General features: G+C 62.2%; 25 protein-coding genes. 11 read left to right on the forward strand and 14 right to left on the reverse strand.

Features of this window, described 5'->3' with window-relative positions; genetic code table 11:
* Positions 1-217 precede the first annotated feature (217 nt).
* A complete protein-coding gene (locus GA829_RS05400) occupies positions 218-991 on the forward strand; it encodes a Bax inhibitor-1/YccA family protein (protein ID WP_195177523.1) in 774 nt (257 codons plus the stop codon).
* A gap of 210 nt (positions 992-1,201) precedes the next feature.
* A complete protein-coding gene (locus tag GA829_RS05405) occupies positions 1,202-1,780 on the forward strand; it encodes a GNAT family N-acetyltransferase (RefSeq protein ID WP_195177524.1) in 579 nt (192 codons plus the stop codon).
* A gap of 81 nt (positions 1,781-1,861) precedes the next feature.
* Here GA829_RS05405 and GA829_RS05410 read toward each other — a convergent pair whose 3' ends face one another.
* Together GA829_RS05410 and GA829_RS05415 are read right to left on the reverse strand one after the other, a co-directional pair.
* The gene (locus GA829_RS05410) at positions 1,862-2,248 is read right to left on the reverse strand and encodes a DUF2794 domain-containing protein (RefSeq protein WP_195177525.1); all 387 of its coding nucleotides are present in this window, start codon (positions 2,246-2,248) and stop codon (positions 1,862-1,864) included.
* A gap of 573 nt (positions 2,249-2,821) precedes the next feature.
* Complete coding sequence (locus GA829_RS05415) at positions 2,822-3,607, reverse strand: DUF1223 domain-containing protein (protein WP_195177526.1); 786 nt, start codon at positions 3,605-3,607, stop codon at positions 2,822-2,824.
* A gap of 172 nt (positions 3,608-3,779) precedes the next feature.
* Here GA829_RS05415 and GA829_RS05420 point away from each other — a divergent pair, with 172 nt between their 5' ends.
* Positions 3,780-4,454 carry a ceramidase domain-containing protein gene (locus tag GA829_RS05420; RefSeq protein ID WP_195177527.1) on the forward strand — a complete coding sequence of 225 codons (675 nt, stop codon included), beginning with the start codon at positions 3,780-3,782 and terminating at the stop codon, positions 4,452-4,454.
* Between the two features lie 62 nt (positions 4,455-4,516).
* Here the strand turns inward: GA829_RS05420 and GA829_RS05425 are convergent, their stop codons facing one another.
* The gene (locus GA829_RS05425; RefSeq protein ID WP_195177528.1) at positions 4,517-5,368 is read right to left on the reverse strand and encodes a hypothetical protein; all 852 of its coding nucleotides are present in this window, start codon (positions 5,366-5,368) and stop codon (positions 4,517-4,519) included.
* 104 nt (positions 5,369-5,472) lie between these two features.
* A complete protein-coding gene (gene acnA, locus GA829_RS05430) occupies positions 5,473-8,163 on the reverse strand; it encodes an aconitate hydratase AcnA (protein ID WP_195177529.1) in 2,691 nt (896 codons plus the stop codon).
* A 285-nt stretch (positions 8,164-8,448) separates the two neighbouring features.
* Between acnA and ccmA the strand changes: the two genes are divergently transcribed.
* The 4 genes from ccmA to GA829_RS05450 all read left to right on the forward strand — a co-directional run bounded on the left by ccmA (position 8,449) and on the right by GA829_RS05450 (position 10,627).
* Positions 8,449-9,057: a heme ABC exporter ATP-binding protein CcmA gene (gene ccmA, locus GA829_RS05435; protein ID WP_195177530.1), complete on the forward strand. Its 609-nt coding sequence runs from the start codon at positions 8,449-8,451 to the stop codon at positions 9,055-9,057.
* A gap of 52 nt (positions 9,058-9,109) precedes the next feature.
* Positions 9,110-9,775 (forward strand): heme exporter protein CcmB, encoded by a 666-nt coding sequence (gene ccmB, locus GA829_RS05440; protein ID WP_195177531.1) that lies wholly within the window; start codon positions 9,110-9,112, stop codon positions 9,773-9,775.
* Between the two features lie 109 nt (positions 9,776-9,884).
* Positions 9,885-10,052 (forward strand): heme exporter protein CcmD, encoded by a 168-nt coding sequence (ccmD, locus tag GA829_RS05445; protein ID WP_195177532.1) that lies wholly within the window; start codon positions 9,885-9,887, stop codon positions 10,050-10,052.
* Complete coding sequence (locus tag GA829_RS05450) at positions 10,049-10,627, forward strand: DsbE family thiol:disulfide interchange protein (protein ID WP_195177533.1); 579 nt, start codon at positions 10,049-10,051, stop codon at positions 10,625-10,627. The genes ccmD and GA829_RS05450 overlap by 4 nt, the downstream gene beginning before the upstream one ends.
* A 156-nt stretch (positions 10,628-10,783) precedes the next feature.
* Here GA829_RS05450 and GA829_RS05455 read toward each other — a convergent pair whose 3' ends face one another.
* Positions 10,784-10,951: a hypothetical protein gene (locus GA829_RS05455; RefSeq protein WP_195177534.1), complete on the reverse strand. Its 168-nt coding sequence runs from the start codon at positions 10,949-10,951 to the stop codon at positions 10,784-10,786.
* A gap of 284 nt (positions 10,952-11,235) precedes the next feature.
* Between GA829_RS05455 and GA829_RS05460 the strand changes: the two genes are divergently transcribed.
* Together GA829_RS05460 and GA829_RS05465 are read left to right on the forward strand one after the other, a co-directional pair.
* Entirely contained in the window at positions 11,236-12,156 is a 921-nt protein-coding gene (locus GA829_RS05460; RefSeq protein ID WP_195177535.1) for an SMP-30/gluconolactonase/LRE family protein, read from the forward strand.
* 45 nt (positions 12,157-12,201) lie between these two features.
* Positions 12,202-12,408: a tautomerase family protein gene (locus tag GA829_RS05465; RefSeq protein WP_127280266.1), complete on the forward strand. Its 207-nt coding sequence runs from the start codon at positions 12,202-12,204 to the stop codon at positions 12,406-12,408.
* A 200-nt stretch (positions 12,409-12,608) separates the two neighbouring features.
* Here the strand turns inward: GA829_RS05465 and GA829_RS05470 are convergent, their stop codons facing one another.
* The 8 genes from GA829_RS05470 to GA829_RS05505 all read right to left on the reverse strand — a co-directional run bounded on the left by GA829_RS05470 (position 12,609) and on the right by GA829_RS05505 (position 20,348).
* Complete coding sequence (locus tag GA829_RS05470; protein WP_195177536.1) at positions 12,609-13,142, reverse strand: NADPH-dependent FMN reductase; 534 nt, start codon at positions 13,140-13,142, stop codon at positions 12,609-12,611.
* Positions 13,143-13,177: 35 nt separating this feature from the next.
* A complete protein-coding gene (locus tag GA829_RS05475; protein WP_195177537.1) occupies positions 13,178-13,798 on the reverse strand; it encodes a pyridoxamine 5'-phosphate oxidase family protein in 621 nt (206 codons plus the stop codon).
* Positions 13,799-13,808: 10 nt separating this feature from the next.
* Entirely contained in the window at positions 13,809-14,477 is a 669-nt protein-coding gene (locus tag GA829_RS05480; RefSeq protein ID WP_195177538.1) for a septation protein A, read from the reverse strand.
* A 63-nt stretch (positions 14,478-14,540) separates the two neighbouring features.
* Positions 14,541-16,331 carry a signal recognition particle-docking protein FtsY gene (ftsY, locus tag GA829_RS05485; RefSeq protein WP_195177539.1) on the reverse strand — a complete coding sequence of 597 codons (1,791 nt, stop codon included), beginning with the start codon at positions 16,329-16,331 and terminating at the stop codon, positions 14,541-14,543.
* Positions 16,332-16,344: 13 nt separating this feature from the next.
* The gene (gene mtaB / locus GA829_RS05490; protein WP_195177540.1) at positions 16,345-17,655 is read right to left on the reverse strand and encodes a tRNA (N(6)-L-threonylcarbamoyladenosine(37)-C(2))-methylthiotransferase MtaB; all 1,311 of its coding nucleotides are present in this window, start codon (positions 17,653-17,655) and stop codon (positions 16,345-16,347) included.
* Positions 17,655-18,539, reverse strand: a complete 885-nt coding sequence (gene dapF / locus GA829_RS05495; RefSeq protein ID WP_195177541.1) for a diaminopimelate epimerase — start codon at positions 18,537-18,539, stop codon at positions 17,655-17,657. The genes mtaB and dapF overlap by 1 nt, the downstream gene beginning before the upstream one ends.
* A 135-nt stretch (positions 18,540-18,674) precedes the next feature.
* A complete protein-coding gene (locus GA829_RS05500; RefSeq protein WP_258052158.1) occupies positions 18,675-19,256 on the reverse strand; it encodes a hypothetical protein in 582 nt (193 codons plus the stop codon).
* 81 nt (positions 19,257-19,337) lie between these two features.
* Complete coding sequence (locus GA829_RS05505) at positions 19,338-20,348, reverse strand: MBL fold metallo-hydrolase (protein ID WP_258052159.1); 1,011 nt, start codon at positions 20,346-20,348, stop codon at positions 19,338-19,340.
* 259 nt (positions 20,349-20,607) lie between these two features.
* Here GA829_RS05505 and GA829_RS05510 point away from each other — a divergent pair, with 259 nt between their 5' ends.
* Both GA829_RS05510 and zapE read left to right on the forward strand, forming a co-directional pair.
* Positions 20,608-21,147: a protease inhibitor Inh/omp19 family protein gene (locus GA829_RS05510; protein ID WP_195177543.1), complete on the forward strand. Its 540-nt coding sequence runs from the start codon at positions 20,608-20,610 to the stop codon at positions 21,145-21,147.
* Between the two features lie 104 nt (positions 21,148-21,251).
* Positions 21,252-22,448 (forward strand): cell division protein ZapE, encoded by a 1,197-nt coding sequence (gene zapE / locus GA829_RS05515; protein ID WP_195177544.1) that lies wholly within the window; start codon positions 21,252-21,254, stop codon positions 22,446-22,448.
* A gap of 93 nt (positions 22,449-22,541) precedes the next feature.
* Here zapE and GA829_RS05520 read toward each other — a convergent pair whose 3' ends face one another.
* A complete protein-coding gene (locus GA829_RS05520; protein WP_195177545.1) occupies positions 22,542-22,970 on the reverse strand; it encodes a GNAT family N-acetyltransferase in 429 nt (142 codons plus the stop codon).
* Positions 22,971-22,988: the final 18 nt, after the last annotated feature.

A 22,988-nucleotide genomic window follows, 5' to 3' on the forward strand; every position in this document is an offset into this window, starting at 1 on the left:
GGTTAAATCGGATTAATGTTTCGCCCGGAAAAGCCCGCAAATCCGGCCTTGGGCGCTTCACGAACCGTTACATCGGGTTACGGTCTTGTTCTTGACGCGAATAACCATCATATTTCGGCCTAGGCATGCTGGAGCCCTGCCAGCGGCGCCTGGGTCCGATGGATTTATGTCCAACAGGACCTGACACCGGACGGGGCAGAAGCAATAGAGGACCACAATGGTTGAACCCATTCGCAACTTCCAGACGCGCGCCGTGCCCGGCGCAGCCGTCGATATCGATCAGGGCCTGCGCGCCTATATGATCAAGGTCTACAATCTGATGGGGCTTGGCCTCCTCATCACCGGCCTTGCCGCTGTCGGCACGATCATGCTTGCCACAACAACCGATCCGGCCTCGGCTGTCGCGACGCTGCCAAGCGGCGAGATGCTGACTTCCTTCGGGTATGCGATCTTTGCGTCGCCGCTGAAGTGGGTGGTGATCTTTGCCCCTCTCGCCGCCGTCATGTTCCTGTCGTTCCGCGTCCAGTCGATGAGCGTCGCTGCCGCGCAGACGACCTTCTGGGTCTATGCCGGCTTGGTCGGCCTGTCGCTGTCGTCGATCTTCCTGGTCTACACAACGGCCAGCATTTCGCAGACCTTCTTCGCCACGGCCGCTGCCTTCGGCGCGCTGTCGCTGTTCGGCTACACGACCAAGCGTGACCTGACCGCGATGGGCTCGTTCCTGATCATGGGCGTGTTCGGTATCATCATCGCCTCGCTGATCAACATCTTCCTGCAGTCGTCGGCGCTGTCCTTCGCTGTTTCGGCGATTGGCGTGCTGGTGTTTGCCGGCCTCACCGCCTACGACACGCAGAAGATCAAGGAGATGTATTTCGAAGGCGACGCTTCGGATGTCGCCGGCCGCAAGGCGATCATGGGCGCTCTGAGGCTTTATCTCGACTTCATCAACCTGTTCATGTTCCTGCTGCAGTTCATGGGCGATCGCCGCTAACGGTTTCGTTCATGGTCTGAATGGACCACTGAGTTTAGGAAGGGCGGCCCAATGGCCGCCCTTTTCTTTTGCGCCTAAAGCGCGTTGCGTCGAAACGGATTCAGGCGACGCGCTTTGATGCATATCGTCGTCGCAAAACCGAGGTTCACTTTTGCGCGATATGCATTAGCTTTGCTGTTATTCATGGCAGTGTAATAGCGTGCATAAATTATGAGCAATATCACGATACGGCCTGCGATCGCGGCCGACCTCGACCAGATCACGGAAATCTATGCCGACGCTGTGGTGCATGGCACCGCGAGCTATGAGCTGGAGCCGCCCAGCCGTGCCGAGATGGGCGCGCGCTTCGACACTCTGACGGCAGGCGGCTTTCCCTATCTGGTGGCGGAAAAGGACGGCAGCGTGCTCGGCTATGCCTATGCCGGCGCGTTCCGGCCACGTCCGGCCTATCGCTTCATCGTCGAGGATTCCGTCTACCTCGCTCCGCAAGCCAAAGGCCAGGGCGTCGGCATGCTTTTGATGCAGCGGCTGATCGAAGCGACACGAGCGGCTGGGTTCCGCCAGATCGTCGCTGTGATCGGCGACGGCCATCCCGACAGCGCCTCGGTGCGCCTGCACGAAAAGCTCGGCTTTCGCCATTCTGGACGGCTTGAAGGCTCCGGCTACAAGCACGGGCGCTGGCTGGAAACGGTGTTCATGCAGTTGCCGCTGAATGGCGGCGCGTCGCTTCCTCCTGATCCTGGCTCGCTGCCTGAGCGCGTGTTCCGGCAGAGCGCCGGAGGGAACTGAAGAATTGAAGCTGAGGAACTGAAGAGGAGAGGACGGTTACATCAGGGGCTGAGTGCCTTTTCAGATCCTCGATTCCCCAGCTTAAGCTTCTACCAGCTTCAGCTTGCTGTCGAAGACGCCAAGCACCCGGCCGAGTTCCTGGCCGCGCTTGAGGATGCGGCCGCCGGCCGCGATAACGGCAAAAGCGCCTTGCTTGCGTGCCAGTTTCGGGTCCTTGACGATCTGGAAAAGCGGCACTTCGCTGGCGCGGCGGAACACGGAAAACACAGCCCGGTCGGTAAGGTGATCGATGGCGTAATCGCGCCATTCATTGGCAGCGACCATGCGCCCGTAGAGCCTGAGTATCTGGTCCAGTTCGGGCCGGTCGAACCGTACCGGCTGGTCGAAGCGCTCGCGTCTGGCCTCATGCAACGGGATCAATATCGCGGATGCGTCCCCATCCTCCGTGCCACCGCCGCGATCGGTCATGCCTCGATCCTTCGAAATGAATCTTTCGCCGACCAAAGTTGGCGTGTTCGTCACAGAATTGCAATACCCGGCTGGGCAAGGGCCGCGCCGCGCCTTTTCCGTCACGTCCAGTCACTTTTATGAAACGCGGTGTTGAAATTGGTGATGCTTCGCCACATTTCCGCCTTTATTTATCCGCGCTCATGCCCCAATGTCCGACGAATTTACCGGTGTTGCCTGAGACGGTTCGGTCCGGCACTGGCTCGTAAACCCCAAGCCCCCCGCCCACGGGTCTGCGTCGGATCGAACCAACCTCGGTTTTTCCTTGGAGAAACCGGGTGCGACGATCCCAAAACCTAAATAGCCGACGTCAGAAGCAAGCTGACGTCGGTTTTTTATTGCCCGCATGACAGAAGCCGCGTCAGTATTTTCGAGCGCTTTGGCCGATAAGTCATTGCGTCACGCAAATCGGCTGCACAACAACTTGCGCCCTTTGAACCGAGACCCTGCGCATGCTTCTGCGCGACCTGCGCCAGGGTTTTGCTTTTCGCGCGCCGCCGTTCCAGAATGCCGCGCCTTTTTGGGCGATATGTGTCAGGGTTTGTGAATGAAGGCGGCGCCGAGAATGGGCCCGGGCAGGCCGTCCTTGCCAACGGATTGCAGCAGCACCGCGCAGCCGCCCTTCTTGGAAATCTCGCTCATCGGCAATTCGTATCGCTGTGCCTTGCCGTGCCACATGCCGGCGGTCTGGATGCCGGTGACGGCATTCCAATAGGTCATCTCGCGGCCGACATTCTCGCCCTTGGCGATCTTGATCTCTTGCGGCGGGTCGAAATACACAATGACGACATGGGCATCGCTTGGCCCGGTCCCGGCATCGCCGGCATCGATCGTCACACGATCGGCGGTTCGGCTGACCTTGATCGAGACCCGCATGCCTTCGCCGGCTTTCGCCATGCGAGCGAGCGCGCCATCGACCTCACTACGGCTGGCGCCGTTGACGTGCATGCGGCCATTGATGACCGCTTGCGGCGTGTAGACCGAGCGGCTGCCGAAAGCGCGCATATAGTCATATTGCCGCTCGGTGTTCTCCTTGCGGCTCAGCGTGTCCTGCCAACCGAGATAATCCCAGTAATCGACATGATAGGCGAGCGCGACAAGATCTTCCTTGGTGGCAAGCTCGGCGAAGAACGCGTCAGCCGGCGGACAGGAGTTGCAGCCCTGGCTGGTGAACAGTTCGACCACGCCCAAGGGCTTGTCAGCCACGGGTTTGCTGGCCTGGGCCCGGTCGGATTCGCCCGCATGGCTCGCGCCGGCAAACGCCGTGAAGGCCAGCGCAAGGGCGGCCGGCCACAATGATTTTCGCGAGGCCATGATCATTCCAATTCCCGCCGGTGGTGCCGGCTTTATTCTGATTGCTCAAATATGTGGCAGAAGCCGCAGTCAACGGGAAGTCACGTTGAGGTGAAATTTTGCCGTTGCAACCAACCATGAGGCCGCAATAGGAGATTCAGAGGGTTCCCTGGTAGAAACCGATTCGGGCGACATCGCGATGTGGCAGGCCTTCCTCACTCCCGTTGATCTTTACTGCGAGCGGACCGGTCCGGAATTCTGGTCCGAGCCGGTCAATGCGCTGACCAATCTTGCCTTCATCGCCGCCGGCCTGTGGGGCGTGCGCGAGGTGCGGCGGCTTGGTACAGGCACCTTCGCCGAGGTTCTTGCCTGGTGGGTGGTGGCGATCGGCATCGGCTCGACGATATTTCATACATTTGCGAGCAAAGGCACGATCTGGGCCGATATCCTGCCGATCGCCGGCTTCACGCTTGCCTACACGCTGTTCAACCTGCGGCGGTTCCTCGGCATGAATTGGGGCAAGGCGATTGCCATCTTCGTTGTCTTCTATGCGATCGCGGGCCTGCTCACCTACGCCGTGCCGGACTGGCTGCGCCAGGCCTCGAACGGCACGACAGGTTATCTGCCGCCGTTCCTGGCGCTCGCCTTCTTCGGTGTCTGGGTGACGGCCAGCGGCAATCGCGCCGGCTGGTACAACCTGGCGGGTTCGGCGATCTTCGTCGTGTCTGTCGTCTGCAGGATGGTCGACCCGATGGTGTGCGCAAGCTTCCCGCTCGGCACGCATTTCCTGTGGCATATCTTCAACGGCCTGATGCCCGGCGTGCTGCTCGCGGCGACGGCGCGTTTTGGCGCGCCGCGAGATGAATACAGATAGAGCCGGAATGGACCCGGGCTTGCTGCGGACACCCTCGGTCCGAGACCGAGGGGCACCTTGCCTCAAAGGTTGTTGAGCTGGATTAATTTGTCGAGATTGTTCAAGTTTTTGTCCAGTCTTTCAATTTGCCCATCTCTCAGCACTTCTGCGGGACCCGGGAGGTTGCGCCCGGCAGAGTGCTTCTTCCCGCCACCATTTTTGCCACCGGACTTGATAATCTCAGCGAGCGCGTTGAGGCTGTCGGAGTCTAGGGCAATCGTTGGCTTCTTGGGCACATCCGCAAATTCAATTTGTATTTGAACCACACGCGCGATCTGGAATGCCGCACTGGGTGTAACCGTGCCGGGGCTAAAAAACGCTACGGATGCACCGTTCGGACCAAAGATGGCCGTGCCAGTGCGAACGAATTTCATTTCGTCCAGATAGTCGCCTGAGTGCCTCGGGTGGACATTCGCGGCGATGTGCTTGTACCATTCCAGCAGACCAAGCCGCTTCAGATCGTATTTGGTTCTGTCGCCGTCCTTGCAGTCACGCTCGCTGGGCAAAACGCTATCACCCATGATGACCGTTCCAACATCATTTGTGGAACCCGAGAGTCCTGTGGAAGCAGAGAGAACACTGCGTCCGCCTATATTGTAGCCACCGATAGAAGCCAGCACGCCAACACTTCGATCTAGGTGCCCGTCAATTTGTATTGCAATTGAGGCATACCGCTTTTTATCTGCCTGGTAGAAATATCCGGGGGACTCTTTCGAGACGCGATCAAAGGCCATCACATCTTCAACTTCGCACCGTAATCCTCGTACCAATAGCCCGTAGTCGACAGCGCTGTCGGCGGCAGTAGGAATAAAAGACCCGCTCGCGCATCCAGACAAAAGAACGCCGCTCGCGAAAACGCGCAAATATTTTTTCATTGTATTTCCCCTCTCCCGAAGAGAATACAACTCCAGAATTATATAGTAAGCAATAAAAAACGTCGGCCCGAGGGGCCGACGTTTAAAGAAATCATATTTTTACGCTATGCCGCGAGGTCGCGCAGCACGTATTGCAAGATGCCGCCGTTCTTGAAGTAGTCGAGCTCGTCCAGCGTATCGATGCGGCAGATGATCGGAACGTTTTTCACTGTGCCGTCGCCATAGGTGACCTTGGCGATCATCGTCTGACGCGGCTTGATGGCGCTGAGGCCATCGATCTCGACGATTTCATCGCCCTTGAGGTTGAGCGACGCCCATGAGGTTCCTTCCTCGAAGACGAAGGGGATGACGCCCATGCCGACCAGGTTCGATCGGTGGATGCGCTCGAAGGACTGGGCGATGACGGCGCGGACGCCGAGCAGGTTGGTGCCCTTGGCCGCCCAGTCGCGCGACGAGCCGTTGCCGTATTCGACGCCGGCGAAGACCACCAGCGGCACGCCTTCCTTCTTGTACTCCATCGCCGCGTCGTAGATCGATTCCTCTTCCTTCGAGGGGTAGTGGATGGTGTAGCCGCCCTCGCGGCCATTCTCGCCCAGCATGTGGTTGCGGATGCGGATGTTGGCGAAGGTGCCGCGCATCATCACTTCATGATTGCCGCGCCGTGTGCCGTACTGGTTGAAGTCGGCAACGCCGACGCCGTGGTCGGTGAGGTATTTGCCGGCTGGTGACGCCGCCTTGATCGAACCCGCCGGCGAGATGTGGTCAGTGGTGATCTTGTCGCCGAACAGGCCGAGCACGCGGGCACCCTTGATGTCGCCGATCTTGCCGAAACCGGTGGTCATGCCGGCGAAGTAGGGCGGGTTCTGCACGTAGGTCGAGTTGTTGTCCCAGGCATAGGTCTGGCCTTCCGGCGCCTTGACGTTTTGCCAGTATTCGTCACCCTTGAAGACGTCGGCATATTTGCGGGCAAACAGCTCGCGGGTGACGTTCTTCTCGATGAATTCCTGGATCTCGGCCGAGCTCGGCCATATATCCCGGAGATAGACCGGGTTGCCGTTGCGGTCATCGCCGAGCGGTTCGGTCGTCAGGTCCCTGGTCACAGTGCCGGCCAGGGCGTGGGCAACGACGAGCGGCGGCGATGCCAGATAGTTTGCCTGCACGTCCGGCGAGACGCGGCCTTCGAAATTGCGATTGCCGGACAAGACCGCGGCAGCGATCAAGCCTTTGTCGTTGATGGTCTTGGAGATCGGCGCCGGCAGCGGGCCGGAATTGCCGATGCAGGTGGTGCAGCCGAAGCCAACCAGGTTGAAACCGATCTGGTCGAGTTCCTTCTGCAGGCCGGACTTCTCGAGATACTCGGCCACCACCTGGCTGCCGGGGGCGAGCGAGGTCTTGACCCATGGCTTCTGCTTCAAACCGAGCCGGTTGGCGTTGCGCGCCAGAAGTCCGGCACCGATCAGCACGCTCGGGTTCGAGGTGTTGGTACAGGACGTGATGGCGGCAATGACGACGTCGCCGTGACCGAGATCATGCGAGGTACCTTCGACGGCATAGCGCTTCGAAATCTCGGCGGCCTTCTTGTATTCGGTTTCCATCGCCTTGGCGAAGCCGGCCGGAATGCCTTCCAGTGCGACGCGGCCTTCCGGGCGCTTGGGGCCGGCCATCGACGGCACGACGCTGTCCAGCTCCAGCTCGAGCAGGTCGGTGAAGACAGGGTCGGCCGAGCCGGTGTCGCGCCACATGCCTTGCGCCTTGGAATAGGCTTCGACGAGCGCGATGCGGTCCTCGCTACGGCCCGACATGGTGAGGTAGCGGATGGTTTCCACGTCGACCGGGAAGAAGCCGCAGGTCGCGCCATATTCCGGCGCCATGTTGCCGATGGTGGCGCGGTCGGCCAGTGTCATGTTGGACAGGCCGGGGCCGAAGAACTCGACGAACTTGCCGACGACGCCCTTCTTGCGCAGCATCTGGGTGACGGTGAGCACGAGGTCGGTGGCGGTGACGCCTTCCTTCAACTTGCCGGTGAGGCGGAAGCCGATGACCTCGGGCAACAGCATGGAGACGGGCTGGCCAAGCATGGCGGCCTCGGCCTCGATGCCGCCGACGCCCCAGCCGAGCACGCCAAGGCCGTTGATCATGGTGGTGTGGGAATCGGTGCCGACGCAGGTGTCGGGATAGGCGGTGGTTTCGCCGTCTTCCGCGTTGGTCCATACGACCTGGCCGAGATATTCGAGATTGACCTGGTGGCAGATGCCGGTGCCGGGGGGCACGACGCGGAAGTTGCGGAACGCCTGCTGGCCCCATTTCAGGAACTTGTAGCGCTCTTCGTTGCGCTCGTATTCGAGCTCGACATTGCGGGCGAAGGCCATCGGCGTGCCGAATTCATCGACGATGACGGAATGGTCGATGACGAGGTCGACCGGCACCAGCGGGTTGATCTTCTGCGGGTCGCCACCGAGCGAGGCCATGGCGTCGCGCATCGCGGCAAGGTCGACCACGGCGGGAACGCCGGTGAAATCCTGCATCAGCACGCGGGCCGGGCGATAGGCGATTTCGACGCCGGCGGTGCCCTTGTCGGTCAGCCAGCCGGCGACCGCCTGGATCGATTCCTTGGTGACGGAGCGGCCGTCCTCGTTGCGCAAAAGGTTCTCCAGCAGCACCTTCATCGAATAGGGCAGCTGGGCGATACCGGTGAGGCCGTTCTTCTCGGCCTCGATGAGGTCGAAATAGACATAGTCAGCGCCGCCCGATGTGAGCGTTCGGCGGCAATTGAAACTGTCGAGGGATTTTGACACGTGCGATCCGTCCTTGTCTGTTCAGCCTGAAAGGGAACGGACTCCGATGGCATGCAATCACGCGCAAAGGTGCGGGTACGGCCATTTCCGCTGTCCGCTCCCAAGCAACCCGAGCCGTTCAAGGCGGCGCGTGCGCTGGTTCGGCGCTAATTCTGATCCCGCGCCGACCGCTGGCACGGATGCCCCGCATATAGAGAATTTTCTGGAATAGTTCTAGACAGTTGCAGAGCAAATTTGTGCGATGCGGCAACCATCGCCGAACAATCGTTTCAGGGCAGGCAAGGGATGCGGCTTATCGCCGAAAATCTGGGCGGTGAACGCGGCGGCGAGACGGTGTTTTCCGGCATCGGCTTTGCCCTGGAGGACGGCCAGGCGCTTGTCGTCACCGGGCCGAACGGCTCGGGCAAATCGACGCTGCTCAGGGTCATTGCCGGGCTGCTGCCGGTGGCGCAGGGCAAGGTGCGACTCGAGGGTGGCGGCGAGGCGTTCCCGTCGATCGCCTCAGCCTGCCATTATCTCGGCCATCAGAACGCGATGAAGACAGCGCTCAGCGTGGCGGAGAATCTGCGTTTCTGGCGCGATTTTCATGGCGCGGGCCAGCTCGATGTCGAAGAGGCGCTGGAGCAAGTCGGTCTGGGCGGCCTCGGCCATCTGCCCTTCGGATATTTGTCGACGGGGCAACGGCGGCGCGCGGCGATCGCGAAATTGCTGGTCAGCCATCGGCCGCTATGGTTGCTCGACGAGCCGACGGCGGGATTGGACAAGGCGTCCGAACAGCGGTTTGCCGGGCTGATGACCAGATATTGTGCGGAAGGCGGGATGATTGTCGCGGCAACGCATCTGCCGCTGGGGCTGGAGGGCGTGAAGGAATTGCGGATGGGGGAGGTCGACTGATGTCGGTGCTCCACGTGAAGGAACTCCCACCTCAACACGGGACCGCATCGTAATGTGGTCCCTCTTCCTGCGCGACATTCGCCTCAACATCCGTGCCGGCGGTGGCGCACTGACCGGGGTGATCTTCTTTCTCGCCGTCATCGTCACAATCCCGTTCGGCGTTGGTCCGGATTTGAAGCTGCTGGCCCGCATCGGCCCAGCGATCCTGTGGATCGGCGCGCTGCTCGCCTGCCTGCTCGGCCTCGACCGCTTGTTCCAGGCCGATCGCGAGGACGGTTCGCTCGATCTGCTGGTGCTCGGCAACGACCGTCACATGCTGGCGCTGACGGTTCTGGTGAAGTGCCTGGCGCATTGGGCAGGCAGCGTGTTGCCGCTGGTGATCGCGGCTCCCCTGCTCGGCCTGTTCATGAACATGGAGCCGGCCGGCATCGGCGCCACCGCGCTGACCCTGCTGGTCGGCACGCCTGCGATCACCTTTATCGGTGCCGTGGGTGCGGCGGTGGCGGTGGCGCTGCCGCGCGGCGGGCTGCTGATTTCGGTTCTGGTGCTGCCGCTGACCATTCCGGTGCTGATCTTCGGGGTTTCAGCCAGCTATGGTGCGACGGCGGACCCCGATCCCTTCCTGCAGCCCTTCCTCATTCTCGCCGCGCTGACGCTGTTTCTTCTGGTGCTCGGACCTGTGGCCGCCGCACTTGCGTTGCGCCACGGCACGGATTGAGGTGTCCGGTGAATTATTGCGCGGCCAGCGAGGTGAGGCTAAGGGAAGGCATGATCGAAGGTAACGGCATTTTCCCGTTGAGTGGTTGTGCGCGGGTGGGGCGGCCGGCATGAGCGTGCACGCGCTTTACGTGACCGCTGCCTATGCCGTCACCGCTGTCGGCCTGGCCGGTCTGGTCGGCTGGATTCTCATCGACCAGCGGGCCCGAAAGCGCGAACTCGCCGAGCTGGAGGCCGCCGGCGTGCGCAGGCGCTCCGACAAGGCAGGGAAATCATGAGTACGGAAACGGAAACACCAGCGCCTGCCCGCCGGCGTCTGATCGTGCTTTTGCCGCTGCTGATCTTTCTTGGGCTGGCAGGACTGTTCCTGTCGCAGCTTTTGTCCGGGCGTGACATTTCGGAAGTGCCATCGGCGCTGATCGGCTTGCCGGCGCCAACAACAAATCTGCCAGCACTCGAAGGCATCAACCTGCCCGGGCTGGACTCGAAGCAGTTTGCCGGCAAGGTGACGCTGGTCAATGTCTTTGCGTCATGGTGCGCGCCGTGCCGGGAAGAGCATCCGGTGCTTCTGGCATTGTCTCAGGACAAGCGCTTCACCATGGCGGCGCTGAACTACAAGGACCGGCCGGAAAATGCCCGCCGCTTCCTTGGCGATCTCGGCAATCCGTTCCAGGCGATCGGTGTCGACGAGGCGGGCCGCACCGCGATTGATTGGGGTGTTTATGGGGTGCCGGAGACCTTCGTCATCGGCAAGGACGGCAAGATCGCCTACAAGCATGTCGGCCCGCTGACGCCTGAGTCAGCCAAGGAGCTGCTGCTGCCGCAAATCGACAAGGCACTTGCGGCACATTGATATTCAGGTGATGCCGGCCTGCAAACGGTGGCTTCCTGCGCTTCCGGGGCTCACGTACTTAAGTAAGCTCCGCTCCGGTTCTCAGAAACCACCATTCTCGGCGCGGCCTGACCTGAATCTCAACGCGCCGTGGGTGGCGCGTCGATGGGTATAAGATCAGCCGTAGATCTGCTTGTGGACCTGGTACAGCATTTCCGAGCGGTCGGCCCGCATGTCGGCCAGATCGCGGCTGGAGAAGCTGTCGATTTCGGCGACGAGGCGGTTGTAATGCTTGCGCTTGGCGATGCTCTGGCGAGCGCGGGTGACGAGACTGTCGAAGATCATAGCAAGGGTTCCTTCTGTGCCGCATTCTCGCGGCCGGTTCTTCCTCCCTTGATCAATACGGAACATGACATAGGAATGCTGCGTTGCAAAAAGAAGATGTTGCAATGCACCATTGCGCTGAGCGCATAGCCGGTTAATGGCGTCCTAAGGCACGTCGTGGTGGACCTGAACCGGCTGGTTTTCCCCTCCTGTCTGTTTTGTCTTACAAATTGCGAAGGTCCCGTCTTGCCAGATCGATCGCGGGCTGGCTTGATCCGGCGTTACCTGATGCCGGGAGGAAATGCATGGCGGCCGCAGACTATTATGAAGTTCTCGATCCGCGCTTCGCGCGTCTGTTCAATGGCAGCGCGCAGGTGGACAAGCTGTTCACCGGATGCCGCTGGGCGGAAGGGCCGGCCTGGTTCGCGGCTGGCCGCTATGTCGTCTGGTCCGACATCCCGAACAACCGCATGATGCGCTACGACGAGACCGACGGCAGCGTCAGCGTGTTCCGCCAGCCGTCCGGCAATTCCAACGGCAACACCGTCGACCGGCAGGGCCGGCTGGTGACGTGCGAGCATTCAGGCCGCCGTGTCAGCCGCACCGAGTTTGACGGATCCATCACCACCATCGCCGACAAATGGCGCGGCAAGCGGCTGAATTCGCCCAACGACGCCGTGGTGAAATCCGACGGCTCGATCTGGTTCACCGATCCGAGCTACGGCATCGACACCGACTATGAGGGCGACAAGGCCGAGAGCGAGATTGGCGCCTGCCATGTCTACCGGGTCGATCCCGGCACTGGCGACGTCGAGGCTGTCATCACCGACATGGTCAGGCCCAACGGGCTCGCCTTCTCGCCGGACGAGAGCAAGCTCTATGTCGTCGACACAGGCCGCACGCACGGTGCGCAGAACCCGGCGCATATGCGGGTGTTCAATGTCGGCAAGGGCGGCAAGAAAGTCTCCGGCGAAAAGGTCTTCGCCGATTGCACCGCCGGCCTGTTCGACGGCTTCCGGCTCGACGAGGACGGTCGGATCTGGTCGAGCGCCGCCGACGGCATCCATTGCTACGACCCGGACGGCACATTGATCGGCAAGGTCAAGGTGCCGGAAGTCACCGCCAATTGCGTGTTCGGCGGCAACAAGCTGAACTGCCTCTACATCGCCGGCACCACCTCGCTCTACATGGTGCGGCTGATGGTCAACGGCGCCAGGACGTATTGAGCGAGCGCCGAGCAGTCAGACAACAGGGCAACCAGGGAGGCAGCCATGCCGTTCGTCAACATTCGCATCGTCAAGGAAGTGATCGCCGCCGATCCGGCGGGCAAGAAGGCCGACATCGCCAGGAAAGTCACGGCAGCCATCATGGATGCCACCGGGCTCGGCAACGACGATGTCTGGGTGGTCTTCGAGGAGGTCAACGCGCGCGACTGGTATGTCGGCAAGACGGATGTCGAGACATTGCGGAAGGGTTAGCTCCGCTGGAGGCGAGCGGCGCGGCCGTGACGTGCAAGTGTCACCCCGGTGCAGAATTCGCTCCCGGGATCGCAGTGTAGGGCACCCCTTCTGGAGCGCTGTTCTCTTGGCGTATGTCACGGAATGGATCCTAGGGTCTGCGCCGCGTCGCTTCGCTCCTTGCTTCGCCCTAGGATGACGAAGGCGTGGTTGACCGTTGCTCAGCGACTGGCGATGAAGTGCGCAAAAGCCGCAAGCGCGTCACGCATCGCCTGCCGGCTTGCCGGCTCCGCCAGGATCTTGTCGAATTCCGGTGGCTTCTTGCCGATCAGGGCGATCTCGAGCGCAGTCTCTTCATACAGCGCAAACGACATGGTCCGCATGATCTCGGCCAGAGCGGCTCGGGCAAACATCGATCGTGGCGAGGCGTGCACCAGCATCGCCGGCTTGTCGACGGCGGCGTCGCGCGACACCAGCCAGTCGAGGGCGTTCTTCAGCCCGCCCGGCACGCCATGCGCATATTCCGGACAGGAGACGATGATGCCGTCGGCGCTGGTGACGGCCTCGATCAGCGCGGAAGCTTCGCGGGGCGTGCGCTCGCCTTCGTCGTCGGGGTTGAAGATCGGCAGGCGGCCGAGCCCGTCATAGACGGTGACGCCACAGCCAGCCGGCGCGTTGAGCGCCAGAGCCGTGACCAGCGCCGAATTGGTCGAGGCAGCCCGCAGGCTGCCCGATATGGCAAGGAGGTTGAGCAAGGCAGGTCAGTCCGGACGAATCGTTGGGAGAAAGCCTACCACATCGTCTGCTTGTAGCTGTCGTCCAGCCAGCGGTCGGTCGCCTCGACGGAATCGGCCAGTGCCAGCTGGTCGCGCAGGATCTGGCCGAGTGTCGGCAGCGTCGCGCGGTCATACCAGGTGTCGGGCTTCCATAGGTCGGAGCGCATGAACGCCTTGGCGCAATGCATGTAGGCAGCCTTGACCGCGACCACGATGACGCTTTGCGGCTCCCGGCCGTCGACAGCGAGGCGCTCGCGCAAGGTTGCGTCGATGGTGATGCGGGCATCGCCGTTGACGCGTAGCGTCTCGTTCATGCCGGGAATGAGAAACAGCAGCCCGACCGACGGGTTGAGCAGGATATTCTCAAGCGTATCGAGCCGGTTGTTGCCGGGCCTGTCGGGAATGGCGATGGTGCTGTCGTCAAGAATGGCGGCGAAGCCCGGCCGATCGCCTCTTGGCGTCACGTCGGAATTGCCTGATCCATCGGATGAGCCGATCAGCACGAACGGGCTCTTGCCGATGAAGGAACGGCTATGGCTGTCCAGCGCCTTGAGTTCCTTGCGGATCGAGCCGTCGGTCGGCCGAGGCGTCTTGTAGATCGTCCTCAGCTCATCGCGCGTCGAGACGAATTCCATCGCGGTCTCCCTATTTACCGGCCTTCTCTCCGGTCCTGTCATCAAGCGAATGGCGCAGGATCAGCGGCATCTGGCTGAAGGTGAACAGAAGCGTGATCGGCATGATCCCCCAGACCTTGAACGTAACCCAGGCATCGGTGGAAAAATTGCGCCACACAACTTCATTGACGATGGCCAGGAAGAGAAAAAACAGCCCCCAGCGGAAGGTCAGTTTGCGCCAGCCTTCGGCATCGAGGCTGAAGGCCGAATCGAAGACATAGCCGAGCAGCGACTTGCCGAAGTAAAGGCCGCCGAGCAGCGCGCCGCCGAACAGCGTGTTGACGATGGTCGGCTTCATCTTGATGAAAATGTCGTCCTGCAGATAGAGCGTCAGCGCGCCGAAGATGAGGACGACGACGCCCGACACCATCGGCATGATCGGCAAGGTGCGGACCAGCAGCCAGGAGGCAGCCAGCGCGATGACGGTCGCGGCCATGAACAGGCCGGTGGCGACAAAGATCGGCCCACCGAACTCGGCCAGGACAGGGAATTTCTGCACCAGCCATTCGCCGCGCGCATTGGCGAAGAAAAAGACCATCAGGGGGCCAAGCTCAAGCACCAGCTTGAGCACCGGATTGACGCCTTCCTTCTTCTCTTTTTGCGGATCGGAGGGATCGCGCTCGAGGATAGGTGGGTTCATAAAATCTCTTTCTTGCGCACAATCTGATCCGGAAAGCTCCTCAGCTTCCCGGGAATATGCTTGTTAGGCCACTCCAGCGATCGCCCTGGCGAATTCGCTTGCCGAGAAAGGTTCGAGGTCGTCGACCTGTTCGCCGACGCCGATGAAATAGACCGGCAATTTATGCTTTGCCGCGATTGCCACCAGAATACCGCCGCGCGCCGTTCCGTCCAGCTTGGTCATCACCAGGCCGTTGACGCCGGCGATATTGCGGAAGATCTCGACCTGGTTGAGCGCGTTCTGGCCGGTGGTGGCATCGACCGTCTGCAGCACCGTGTGCGGCGCTTCGGGATCGAGCTTGCCAAGCACGCGCACGATCTTTTCGAGTTCCGCCATCAGCTCCGTCTTGTTCTGCAGACGGCCCGCGGTGTCGATGATCAGCACGTCGGAGCCGGCTTCCCTAGCCTTTTCGAAGGCATCGTAAGCGAGCCCGGCGGCATCGGCGCCGAGTTTCGAGGCGATGACAGGCGATTTGGTCCGCTCGCCCCAGATCTTCAACTGCTCGATCGCCGCGGCACGGAACGTATCGCCGGCGGCAAGCATGACCGACAGGCCGCCATCGGTCAGCTTTGCCGCCAGCTTGCCAATGGTCGTGGTCTTGCCGGTGCCGTTGACGCCCACCACCAGAATGACATGCGGCTTGTGCGAGAGATCAAGCTCAAGCGGCCTGGCGACATGGGTCAGCACCTTCTCCACCTCGGCCGCCATGATGGCGCGCACTTCGGTGTCGGAGACATCCTTGCCGTAGCGGCTCGCGGCCAGCGCGTCGGTGACGCGCAGTGCCGTCTCCATGCCGAGATCGGCACGGATCAGCACGTCCTCGAGGTCCTGCAAGGTTTCGTCGTCGAGTTTGCGCTTGGTGAAAACGCCGGCGATGTTGCCGGTCAGTTCGCGGGAAGAGCGGGCAAGCCCGTCCTTCATGCGCTGGAACCATGAGCGCCTCGCCACCGGTTCCGGCGCCTTTTGCGGTTCCGCTTTCTGCTCGACCTTTTTGGCGACGGTCACCTTGCCGGGAGCGGGTTTCGGCTCGGGCCGCGGTTGCGGGACGGCCTGCGGCTCCGGTGCTATCTCGGCGACAATCGGCTGCGTCTCAACCGGTGCGGGCTGACGGATGGGAGGCGCGATTTCGGCCGGCGGGGGGATGATCTCCGCAGGCTGGCGCTGCCCCTCACCCTTACCCTCTCCCCGTGAAGGACGGGGCGAGGGGGGCGTCGGCGTTGGAACTTCATCCTTCTCCCCGTCCCTATACGGGGAGAAGGTGGGGGCAGCCGGATGAGGGGCCGCGCCAGCTTCCGACGATGGTTTTGCGGAAGGGACTGTCGCTTGAATCTCGACGGGTGGAGCAGGCACCTCGACGGGCGCGGGCTCCGGCTGCCTTTCTGGCTCGGCAGGTACAATCTCGGGTGCTGGGTCTGGCACCTCCGGCGCCGGCGCGACCGGAATTGGCTCCACCGGCGGGGCAGGAATTTCTTCGGGCGCGCGCAGCGGCTCTTGAACCGGTATCGCCGGCGCAGGCTCCGGCGGTTGCGGCACTTCGATCGGAATAGGTTCCGGCAGGATTTCGGGCTGGGCCGGAATGGCCGGCGCGGGCTCGGGCTCTTCGGCTGGCGTCGCCGGCTCGGCCAAAGGCACCGCCGCCGCTTCCGCAACAGGCTCATCGCGCTTCAGAAATTCCGGGACGACCTGGTCGGCGGCCGGCTTCAGCGCGTCGAGCGCTTCCCATTTGATCGGCGGCAGCGGAGCGGTCTCGTCGATCCGCTCTTCGACAACCTCTTTCTTGCCGAACGAAAATATCTTCTTGAAAAAACCAGCCATGCTTTTGCGTTTCTCAGGCGGCGTGAGCGGCAAGCGGCGCCGCGATCAGCCGGATACCATCATGGCCGGATATCTCAGCCTCGAAAATATCGCCGGGCTCGCCCACGGGAAACGCAGCCGGCGTGAAACCTTCGGTGCGGCCGATACCGTTGCGCTCGACCAGGATCGACTGGCGCGTTCCGGTCAGCGTTGCCAGGTGGCGGCGATAGGCGGCTTCGCCGGCAGCGCGCAGCCTTGCGGCACGCTGCTTGACCACTTCGCGGCGCACCTGCGGCATGCGCGCGGCGGGCGTGCCCTCGCGCGGACTGAACGGAAAGACGTGAAGATGGGTCAGGCCGCACTCCTCGACGATCTTTTCCGAGTTTTCGAACATCTCGTCGGTCTCGGTTGGAAAGCCCGCGATGATGTCGGCGCCAAAGACGATGTTTGGGCGCAGCTTGCGCACGTCCTCGCAGAAGCGGATCGACTGGTCGCGCGAATGCCGGCGCTTCATGCGCTTCAAGATCATGTCGTCGCCCGACTGCAGCGACAAATGCAGATGCGGCATCAGCCGGGGTTCGGTGGCGATGGCATCGAGCAGATCATCGTCGGCTTCGATCGAATCGATCGAGGACAGCCGCAGCCGCTTCACGTCGGGCACCTGTTTCAGGATGGTTTTCACCAGTTTGCCGAGCTTCGGCGCGCCGGGCAGGTCGGCGCCGAAACTCGTCATGTCGACACCGGTCAGCACGATCTCGGCATAGCCATTGCCGGCAAGCCGCTTGACCTGTTCGACCACTGCGCCCATCGGCACCGAGCGAGAATTGCCGCGGCCATAGGGAATGATGCAGAAGGTGCAGCGGTGGTCGCAGCCGTTCTGCACCTGGACGAAGGCACGCGCGTGCCCCTCAATGGCGTCGACCATATGGGCGGCGGTTTCGCGAACCGAGAAAATGTCGTTGACGCGCGCCTTTTCGGTGTCATTGACGCCAAAATCAGGCAGCGCGCGATAGGCGTTGGCCTTTAGCTTCTCCGCGTTGCCAAGCACAAGATCGACCTCGTCCATAGCGGCGAAATTCTGTGGTTCGGTCTGCGCGGCGCAGCCGGTGACAATGATGCGGGCCTGCGGGTTCTCGCGGCGCGCCCTGCGGATCGACTGTTTTGCCTGGCGCACCGCCTCGCCGGTTACGGCGCAGGTGTTGAAGATGATGGCGCCGCCAGCCAGTTCGCCGAGGCCAGCACTTTCAGCCTCGTGCCGCATCACTTCGGATTCGTAGATGTTCAGCCGGCAGCCGAAGGTTACGACATCAACGCCCTTTGCGACACCTCTGGCGAGAGATGTCATCAGGCGGCGCTTTCAGTGTCGCGGGCCCAGGCGCCTGTCGAAGGATCGAAGTTGCCGGAAAACTCCCACTCGGCGGCGCCGGTCAGGATGACGTGATCATCGTCGCGCCATTCGACATGCAGCGAACCGCCGCCGGGGGTCATCAGGTTGACACTGCGGCCGGTGCGTCTGGTGCGGGCGGCTGCCACCACGGAGGCGCAAGCCGCCGAGCCGCAGGCCTTGGTCAAGCCGGCGCCGCGCTCCCAGGTCCGGATGATCATGCTGTCGGGCGACGTCACCTGAGCGATGGTGATGTTGGCGCGTTCGGGAAACATCGGGTGGTTTTCCAGAAGCGGCCCGAAGCGCTCCAGTTCATAGGACCAGACGTCGCGGTCGACCCAGAAGATGGCGTGCGGGTTGCCCATCGAGACGACCGAAGGCGAATGCAGCACCGGCGCGTCGATCGGGCCGATCTGCAGCTCGATCATGCGGGTGTCGCGAAACTCTTCGGCCAGCGGGATGTCTTGCCAGCCGAAGCGCGGCTGGCCCATGTCGACCGAGATCAACCCGTCGGCATGCTCCCTCGCGTTGAGGATGCCGGCCACGGTTTCGAAGGTGAAGGTCTTCTGGCCTGTTTCGGCGGCCAGAGCCTGGACGACGCAGCGCATGCCGTTGCCGCAGGCCTGTGCGCCTGAGCCGTCGGAATTCAGGATGTCGATGAAGAAAGCCGTACCCACTGTCCTCGCGTCATGGATCGCCATGATCTGGTCAAACCTGGTCGCGGCATCGGCGTTGAGCGCGATCGCGGCCTCTGGCGACACCTTTTCGGCACGGCCACGCATATCGGCGACGATGATCTCGTTGCCGATGCCATTCATCTTGGCGAAAGGGGCCGTGCTTGCCATTGCTCCGGATAATCCATGTCTGTTTGGCGCTATATGGCGGAAACGGGCAGGAATTACCAGTGCAACGCGCCTTTCGTCACGGCGAAGTCGCCGGAAAACACGCCAGTGGCGCCTCGGTTCCGTTGGCTGCGAGGCCTATGGCTTTGACCGATTAGCCGGCGATCTCGATGTCGGTGGTGAAAGGCGCCGTCTTGCTTGAGTTCTCGTCATGCATGACGAAGTCGCAGCGGTATTTGCCGGCCGGCAAGCCATCAAGGGAAAGGTCGAGTTTGAAGAACAGTTCGCGGTTGTGCGAGCGTGAGGCGACCTGGACGCGGCCGATCTTTTCGAAGGTGCCGAGTTTTCGCCCGATTCAGACAGGACCGTGAGGTCGACCGAGAGCGCGATCGAGCTGTTGCCGAGGCCGTCAGAGCCATAGCCATAGCCGACCGGCTCCATATAGAGAGCGACCTGCTCGCCCGGTTTGTAGACATGGTTGGCGCGCTCGCTGTAGATGCCAAAACCCGTGGCCGAATCGACCTGCCTGACGTTCATCACGCCAAGCGGCATTGCCTTCCAGAGCGCTTCCTCGGCGCCGTTGAACTTTGCCAATGCACCAGCGCCGTCACCGGCCTGGAGCAGCTTTTCGGCCTCAGCCGCCTGATCGCTGATTTCGCCCGCGAAAGCCGCCGGCGCCGAAATCGCCAGCGCCACAAGCACCGCCATTGTCCACTTCATCCGAATTCCCCTTGTGGTTTTCGAGGCGGACCATCGGCGAAAATCGTGGTGGCGTAAACCGGCATCTGGCGGTTGCGAGCGTTATGTCACCGGCACGTCCCAGACCTCGCCAGGCCGCAAGGCGCGAAACCGGTCACGCGGGATGTTTCGATGGTCGAGCGCCTCGCCAAGTTTCAGGGCCGGCTCGTCCATCGGTTCGTCGGTGAGCTGGAAAGTGCCCCAGTGGCAGCCTGCGGCATGGGCGGCGTTGCAAAGTCTCATGCCTTGCACCGCCTCGTCCGGGTTTTGATGCTGGGGCGCCATGAACCAGCGCGGTTCGTACGCGCCGATCGGCAAGATGGCGAAGCGGAAGCCGCCATGCTTTTCAGCCATCAGCCGGTAGTTGATGCCCTCATGGAAGCCGGTGTCGCCGGCGAAATAGACATTGCCGCCCGGCGTCTCGACGACAAAACCCGCCCACAGCGCCATACGCCGGTCGCCGGCGCCGCGAGCCGACCAGTGATGCACGGGTTCGACATGGATGACGGCGCCCTTGCCGATGTCGACCTTGCCGCCCCAGTCCTGCGGGGAAAGCCGTATGCCGGGAACGCCGGCTTTGATGATCGCGTCATTGCCGAGCGGGGCCACCACCAGCGGGTCATGGCCGGCCTTCAGCTGTTTCAGCGTGGCGAGGTCGAGATGGTCGTAGTGGTTGTGGCTGACCAGAACGAGATCGATCGGCGGCAGGTCGGCAAAGGCGATGCCTGGCGGGTTGACGCGTTTCGGCCCGGCAAAGGAAAACGGCGATGCGCGCGGCGACCAGACCGGATCGGTCAGGATGTTGAGCCCTGCGGTCTGGATCAGCAGCGTCGAATGGCCAACCATGGTCACACGAAGCTCAGAGCCCTCCATGCGTTCGGCCGGTTTTGCTTGCGGAAAGGGACTCGGGTTGGCCGCCGGCCATTTCGAGCGGCCACCGCTCAGTTGCCATTTCAAAAGGTCGGTGAAGCGGCCGGGCGGCTTGCCGCGGGGATTGAAGAACAAGGTGCCATCGAAATGATCGCTGTGCGGGCCGCTGTAGTAGCGATTGGCGGCTTTCTTTTTCGCTACCAATTCTAGCGTCTCCGACAGGTTTCGATTGCGAAGACATAGGCGCGATATCGGACCGCGCAAGCGAATCGAGATGCGATGCTCGGCATCCATGCTGGCCGCACCACCGGATCCGGGAGCGCGATTGCGATAAATTTGCAACAAATGTCGCTGCAAACCGTATTTTAACCATATCGGGTTGAAATTTCGCCACCTTCTCCATCTTGGTGAGGGTGAGATTGCGCGGACGGCATCCCCCCAGCCGGATCCGACGGAGGTTGGAATGAATTTTTCGAAAAGCGGCCTGGTGGCCGTATCGCTGGCCGCACTTGTCGCGAGTGGTTGCACGACCTCGCGGTTCTCATCGATGGATGACCAGCAGCCCGCGCCGCTGCAGCCGGCTCCGGCCGGCCAGGTGACCGGCAACCAGCTGCCGCCGCCGGCTTCGCCGGGCACGACGGACCCGTCGAAATTCCCGACCGCGCCGGCGAATACGCAGGTCGCGTCCTTGCCGCCGGATGGCACCGCGCCAGCAGGTGCGTCGGATCTGACGGCGGCCAGTGTCGCCGGCGTCTGGAATGCGAGCGTTTCAGGCCAGAGCTGCAAGGTGGCGACGCCGCAAACCAAATTCGGCGCCGGCTTCCGCGCCGGTCCGTTGCACTGCCCGGCGCCGATCGACGGCATCAAGTCGTGGAATGTCGCCGGCAAGCAGCTGACGCTCTACGACGAGAATGGCGGCACGCTGGCACGGCTCTATTCCTCGGGCGGGTCGAAATTCGACGGCCAGACCTCCAACGGCATGCCCATCTCGCTTACAAGATAAGCTAGGGTAGGCTGGTATTCAGGTGATGCCGGCCTACGGCGGTTTTCCGCGCTTCCGGTGCTCAACCACCCTGAAGCGCCCTGCTCTGAACAACGACGTGACCGATGCATCTGCGTGACGGCCTTCAGACCCATGCGACCGTCAGGCAGCGCTACGACCATCTGGCCGCGACCGGCGCGATCGAGCGCGACCCGGCACAAGAGCGGATCGCCGCGGCGCTTGACAAGCTGACCGAGGAGATTTCGGCAAAGCGGCTGGCGCACAAATCGAGTGCGCTGGGCTGGCTGTTCGCCCGCAAGCGCGAAACGCACGAGGCCGTCAGGGGCCTCTACATCCATGGCGGCGTCGGCCGCGGCAAGACCATGCTGATGGACATGTTCTTCGAGCTGGTTCCCGTGCGGCGCAAGCGCCGCGTGCATTTCAACGATTTCATGGCCGATGTGCAGGACCGCATCCAGAAGCACCGGCAGGCGCGCAAGGATGGCACGGTCAAGGAGGATGATCCGATCCCGCCCGTGGCCAGGGCGCTGGCCGAACAGGCCTGGGTTCTGTGCTTCGACGAGTTCTCGGTCACCGACATCGCCGACGCGATGATTCTGTCGCGGCTGTTCTCGGCGCTGTTTGCCAGCGGCGTTGTGCTGGTCGCCACGTCGAACGTGGCGCCGGAAAATCTCTATCGTGACGGGCTGAACCGCCAGCTCTTCCTGCCGTTCATCGCCATTCTGGAACGGCATGCGCAGGTGCTGGCGCTTGACGCCGACAAGGACTACCGGCTGGAGAAGCTCGCCCGCACGCCGGTCTATGTCACGCCGGCAGATGCCGCCGCCGACAAGGCGCTTGACGAGGCCTGGCAGGCGATGACGCATGGTGCGCCAAGCCAGGAAATGTCGCTGACCGTCAAGGGACGGCAGGTGATCGTGCCGCGCGCGGCGGGAGAAGCGGCGCGCTTTTCCTTCGCCGATCTCTGCGAAAAGCCGCTCGGCGCCCGCGATTACCTGGCGATTGCCGGGCATTTCTCGACCGTCTTCATCGATCATGTGCCCGTGCTCGGCGAAGGCCGGCGCAACGAGGCAAAGCGGTTCATCCTGCTGATCGACACGCTCTACGACCATCACATACGGCTGGTGGTGAGCGCCGAAGCCCAGCCTCCACTGCTTTACGCCGCCAAGCGCGGCGTAGAGGTGTTCGAGTTCGAGCGCACGGCATCGCGGCTGATCGAGATGCAGAGCCGCGATTGGCTGGAGGACTGGGCGGAGCGCCAGAAGGCGCGGACGGCGGAAGTAAAGCTGGCGCAGGCTTAGCTACCATACATTCGTCATCCTAGGGTCTCCGCGACGTCGCTTCGCTCCTGCTCCGCCCTAGGATGACGAATGTGAAGGTGCATCAGCCAATCGCTACAGCTCGTACACATACATAATGAAGGGCTCGGCTGGCGCGCCAGGCTCCTTGCGCGACTCATAAAGTGCCCGCGCTGCAACATTGTCCGGTTCTGTGCCGACCCATGCCTCCTCGCAGCCGTGTTCGCGGCCGAGCGCGAACATGGCGTCGAGCATTTTTCGGGCGATGCCTTGCCTCTGGAAAGCGGGCGATACGCCGACTTCATCGATGTAGAGTTCGCTTGCCTTGTCCGGATGGCGATGGATGACGGCGGCGCATTGGCCGACGACCACGCCGTCCGCCAGGGCCACGATCATGAAATGGCCCGATTGCGCGAGATAGGTGGCAAGGCGATCCGGCCTCACCGGCTCGTCGAAGACATCGTCGGCAACCCGCATCACAAGGGCGTCATCACCGGGGTTGAGCCTTCTGATTTCGATCGGCATTGTGTAAAATCTCCCAAG

The sequence above is a fragment of the Mesorhizobium sp. INR15 genome (assembly GCF_015500075.1).
In the GTDB taxonomy this organism is placed as follows: Bacteria; Pseudomonadota; Alphaproteobacteria; order Rhizobiales; family Rhizobiaceae; genus Mesorhizobium.

Excerpts from the sequence above, each read along its gene's own strand:
- GA829_RS05400 (WP_195177523.1), top strand. The coding sequence starts at position 218 with ATGGTTGAACCCATTCGCAACTTCCAGACGCGCGCCGTGCCCGGCGCA.
- GA829_RS05405 (WP_195177524.1), top strand. The coding sequence starts at position 1,202 with ATGAGCAATATCACGATACGGCCTGCGATCGCGGCCGACCTCGACCAG.
- GA829_RS05410 (WP_195177525.1), bottom strand. The coding sequence starts at position 2,248 with ATGACCGATCGCGGCGGTGGCACGGAGGATGGGGACGCATCCGCGATA.
- GA829_RS05415 (WP_195177526.1), bottom strand. The coding sequence starts at position 3,607 with ATGATCATGGCCTCGCGAAAATCATTGTGGCCGGCCGCCCTTGCGCTG.
- GA829_RS05420 (WP_195177527.1), top strand. The coding sequence starts at position 3,780 with ATGTGGCAGGCCTTCCTCACTCCCGTTGATCTTTACTGCGAGCGGACC.
- GA829_RS05425 (WP_195177528.1), bottom strand. The coding sequence starts at position 5,368 with ATGAAAAAATATTTGCGCGTTTTCGCGAGCGGCGTTCTTTTGTCTGGA.
- ccmA (WP_195177530.1), top strand. The coding sequence starts at position 8,449 with ATGCGGCTTATCGCCGAAAATCTGGGCGGTGAACGCGGCGGCGAGACG.
- ccmB (WP_195177531.1), top strand. The coding sequence starts at position 9,110 with ATGTGGTCCCTCTTCCTGCGCGACATTCGCCTCAACATCCGTGCCGGC.
- ccmD (WP_195177532.1), top strand. The coding sequence starts at position 9,885 with ATGAGCGTGCACGCGCTTTACGTGACCGCTGCCTATGCCGTCACCGCT.
- GA829_RS05450 (WP_195177533.1), top strand. The coding sequence starts at position 10,049 with ATGAGTACGGAAACGGAAACACCAGCGCCTGCCCGCCGGCGTCTGATC.
- GA829_RS05455 (WP_195177534.1), bottom strand. The coding sequence starts at position 10,951 with ATGATCTTCGACAGTCTCGTCACCCGCGCTCGCCAGAGCATCGCCAAG.
- GA829_RS05460 (WP_195177535.1), top strand. The coding sequence starts at position 11,236 with ATGGCGGCCGCAGACTATTATGAAGTTCTCGATCCGCGCTTCGCGCGT.
- GA829_RS05465 (WP_127280266.1), top strand. The coding sequence starts at position 12,202 with ATGCCGTTCGTCAACATTCGCATCGTCAAGGAAGTGATCGCCGCCGAT.
- GA829_RS05475 (WP_195177537.1), bottom strand. The coding sequence starts at position 13,798 with ATGGAATTCGTCTCGACGCGCGATGAGCTGAGGACGATCTACAAGACG.
- GA829_RS05480 (WP_195177538.1), bottom strand. The coding sequence starts at position 14,477 with ATGAACCCACCTATCCTCGAGCGCGATCCCTCCGATCCGCAAAAAGAG.
- ftsY (WP_195177539.1), bottom strand. The coding sequence starts at position 16,331 with ATGGCTGGTTTTTTCAAGAAGATATTTTCGTTCGGCAAGAAAGAGGTT.
- mtaB (WP_195177540.1), bottom strand. The coding sequence starts at position 17,655 with ATGACATCTCTCGCCAGAGGTGTCGCAAAGGGCGTTGATGTCGTAACC.
- dapF (WP_195177541.1), bottom strand. The coding sequence starts at position 18,539 with ATGGCAAGCACGGCCCCTTTCGCCAAGATGAATGGCATCGGCAACGAG.
- GA829_RS05500 (WP_258052158.1), bottom strand. The coding sequence starts at position 19,256 with ATGAAGTGGACAATGGCGGTGCTTGTGGCGCTGGCGATTTCGGCGCCG.
- GA829_RS05510 (WP_195177543.1), top strand. The coding sequence starts at position 20,608 with ATGAATTTTTCGAAAAGCGGCCTGGTGGCCGTATCGCTGGCCGCACTT.
- zapE (WP_195177544.1), top strand. The coding sequence starts at position 21,252 with ATGCATCTGCGTGACGGCCTTCAGACCCATGCGACCGTCAGGCAGCGC.
- GA829_RS05520 (WP_195177545.1), bottom strand. The coding sequence starts at position 22,970 with ATGCCGATCGAAATCAGAAGGCTCAACCCCGGTGATGACGCCCTTGTG.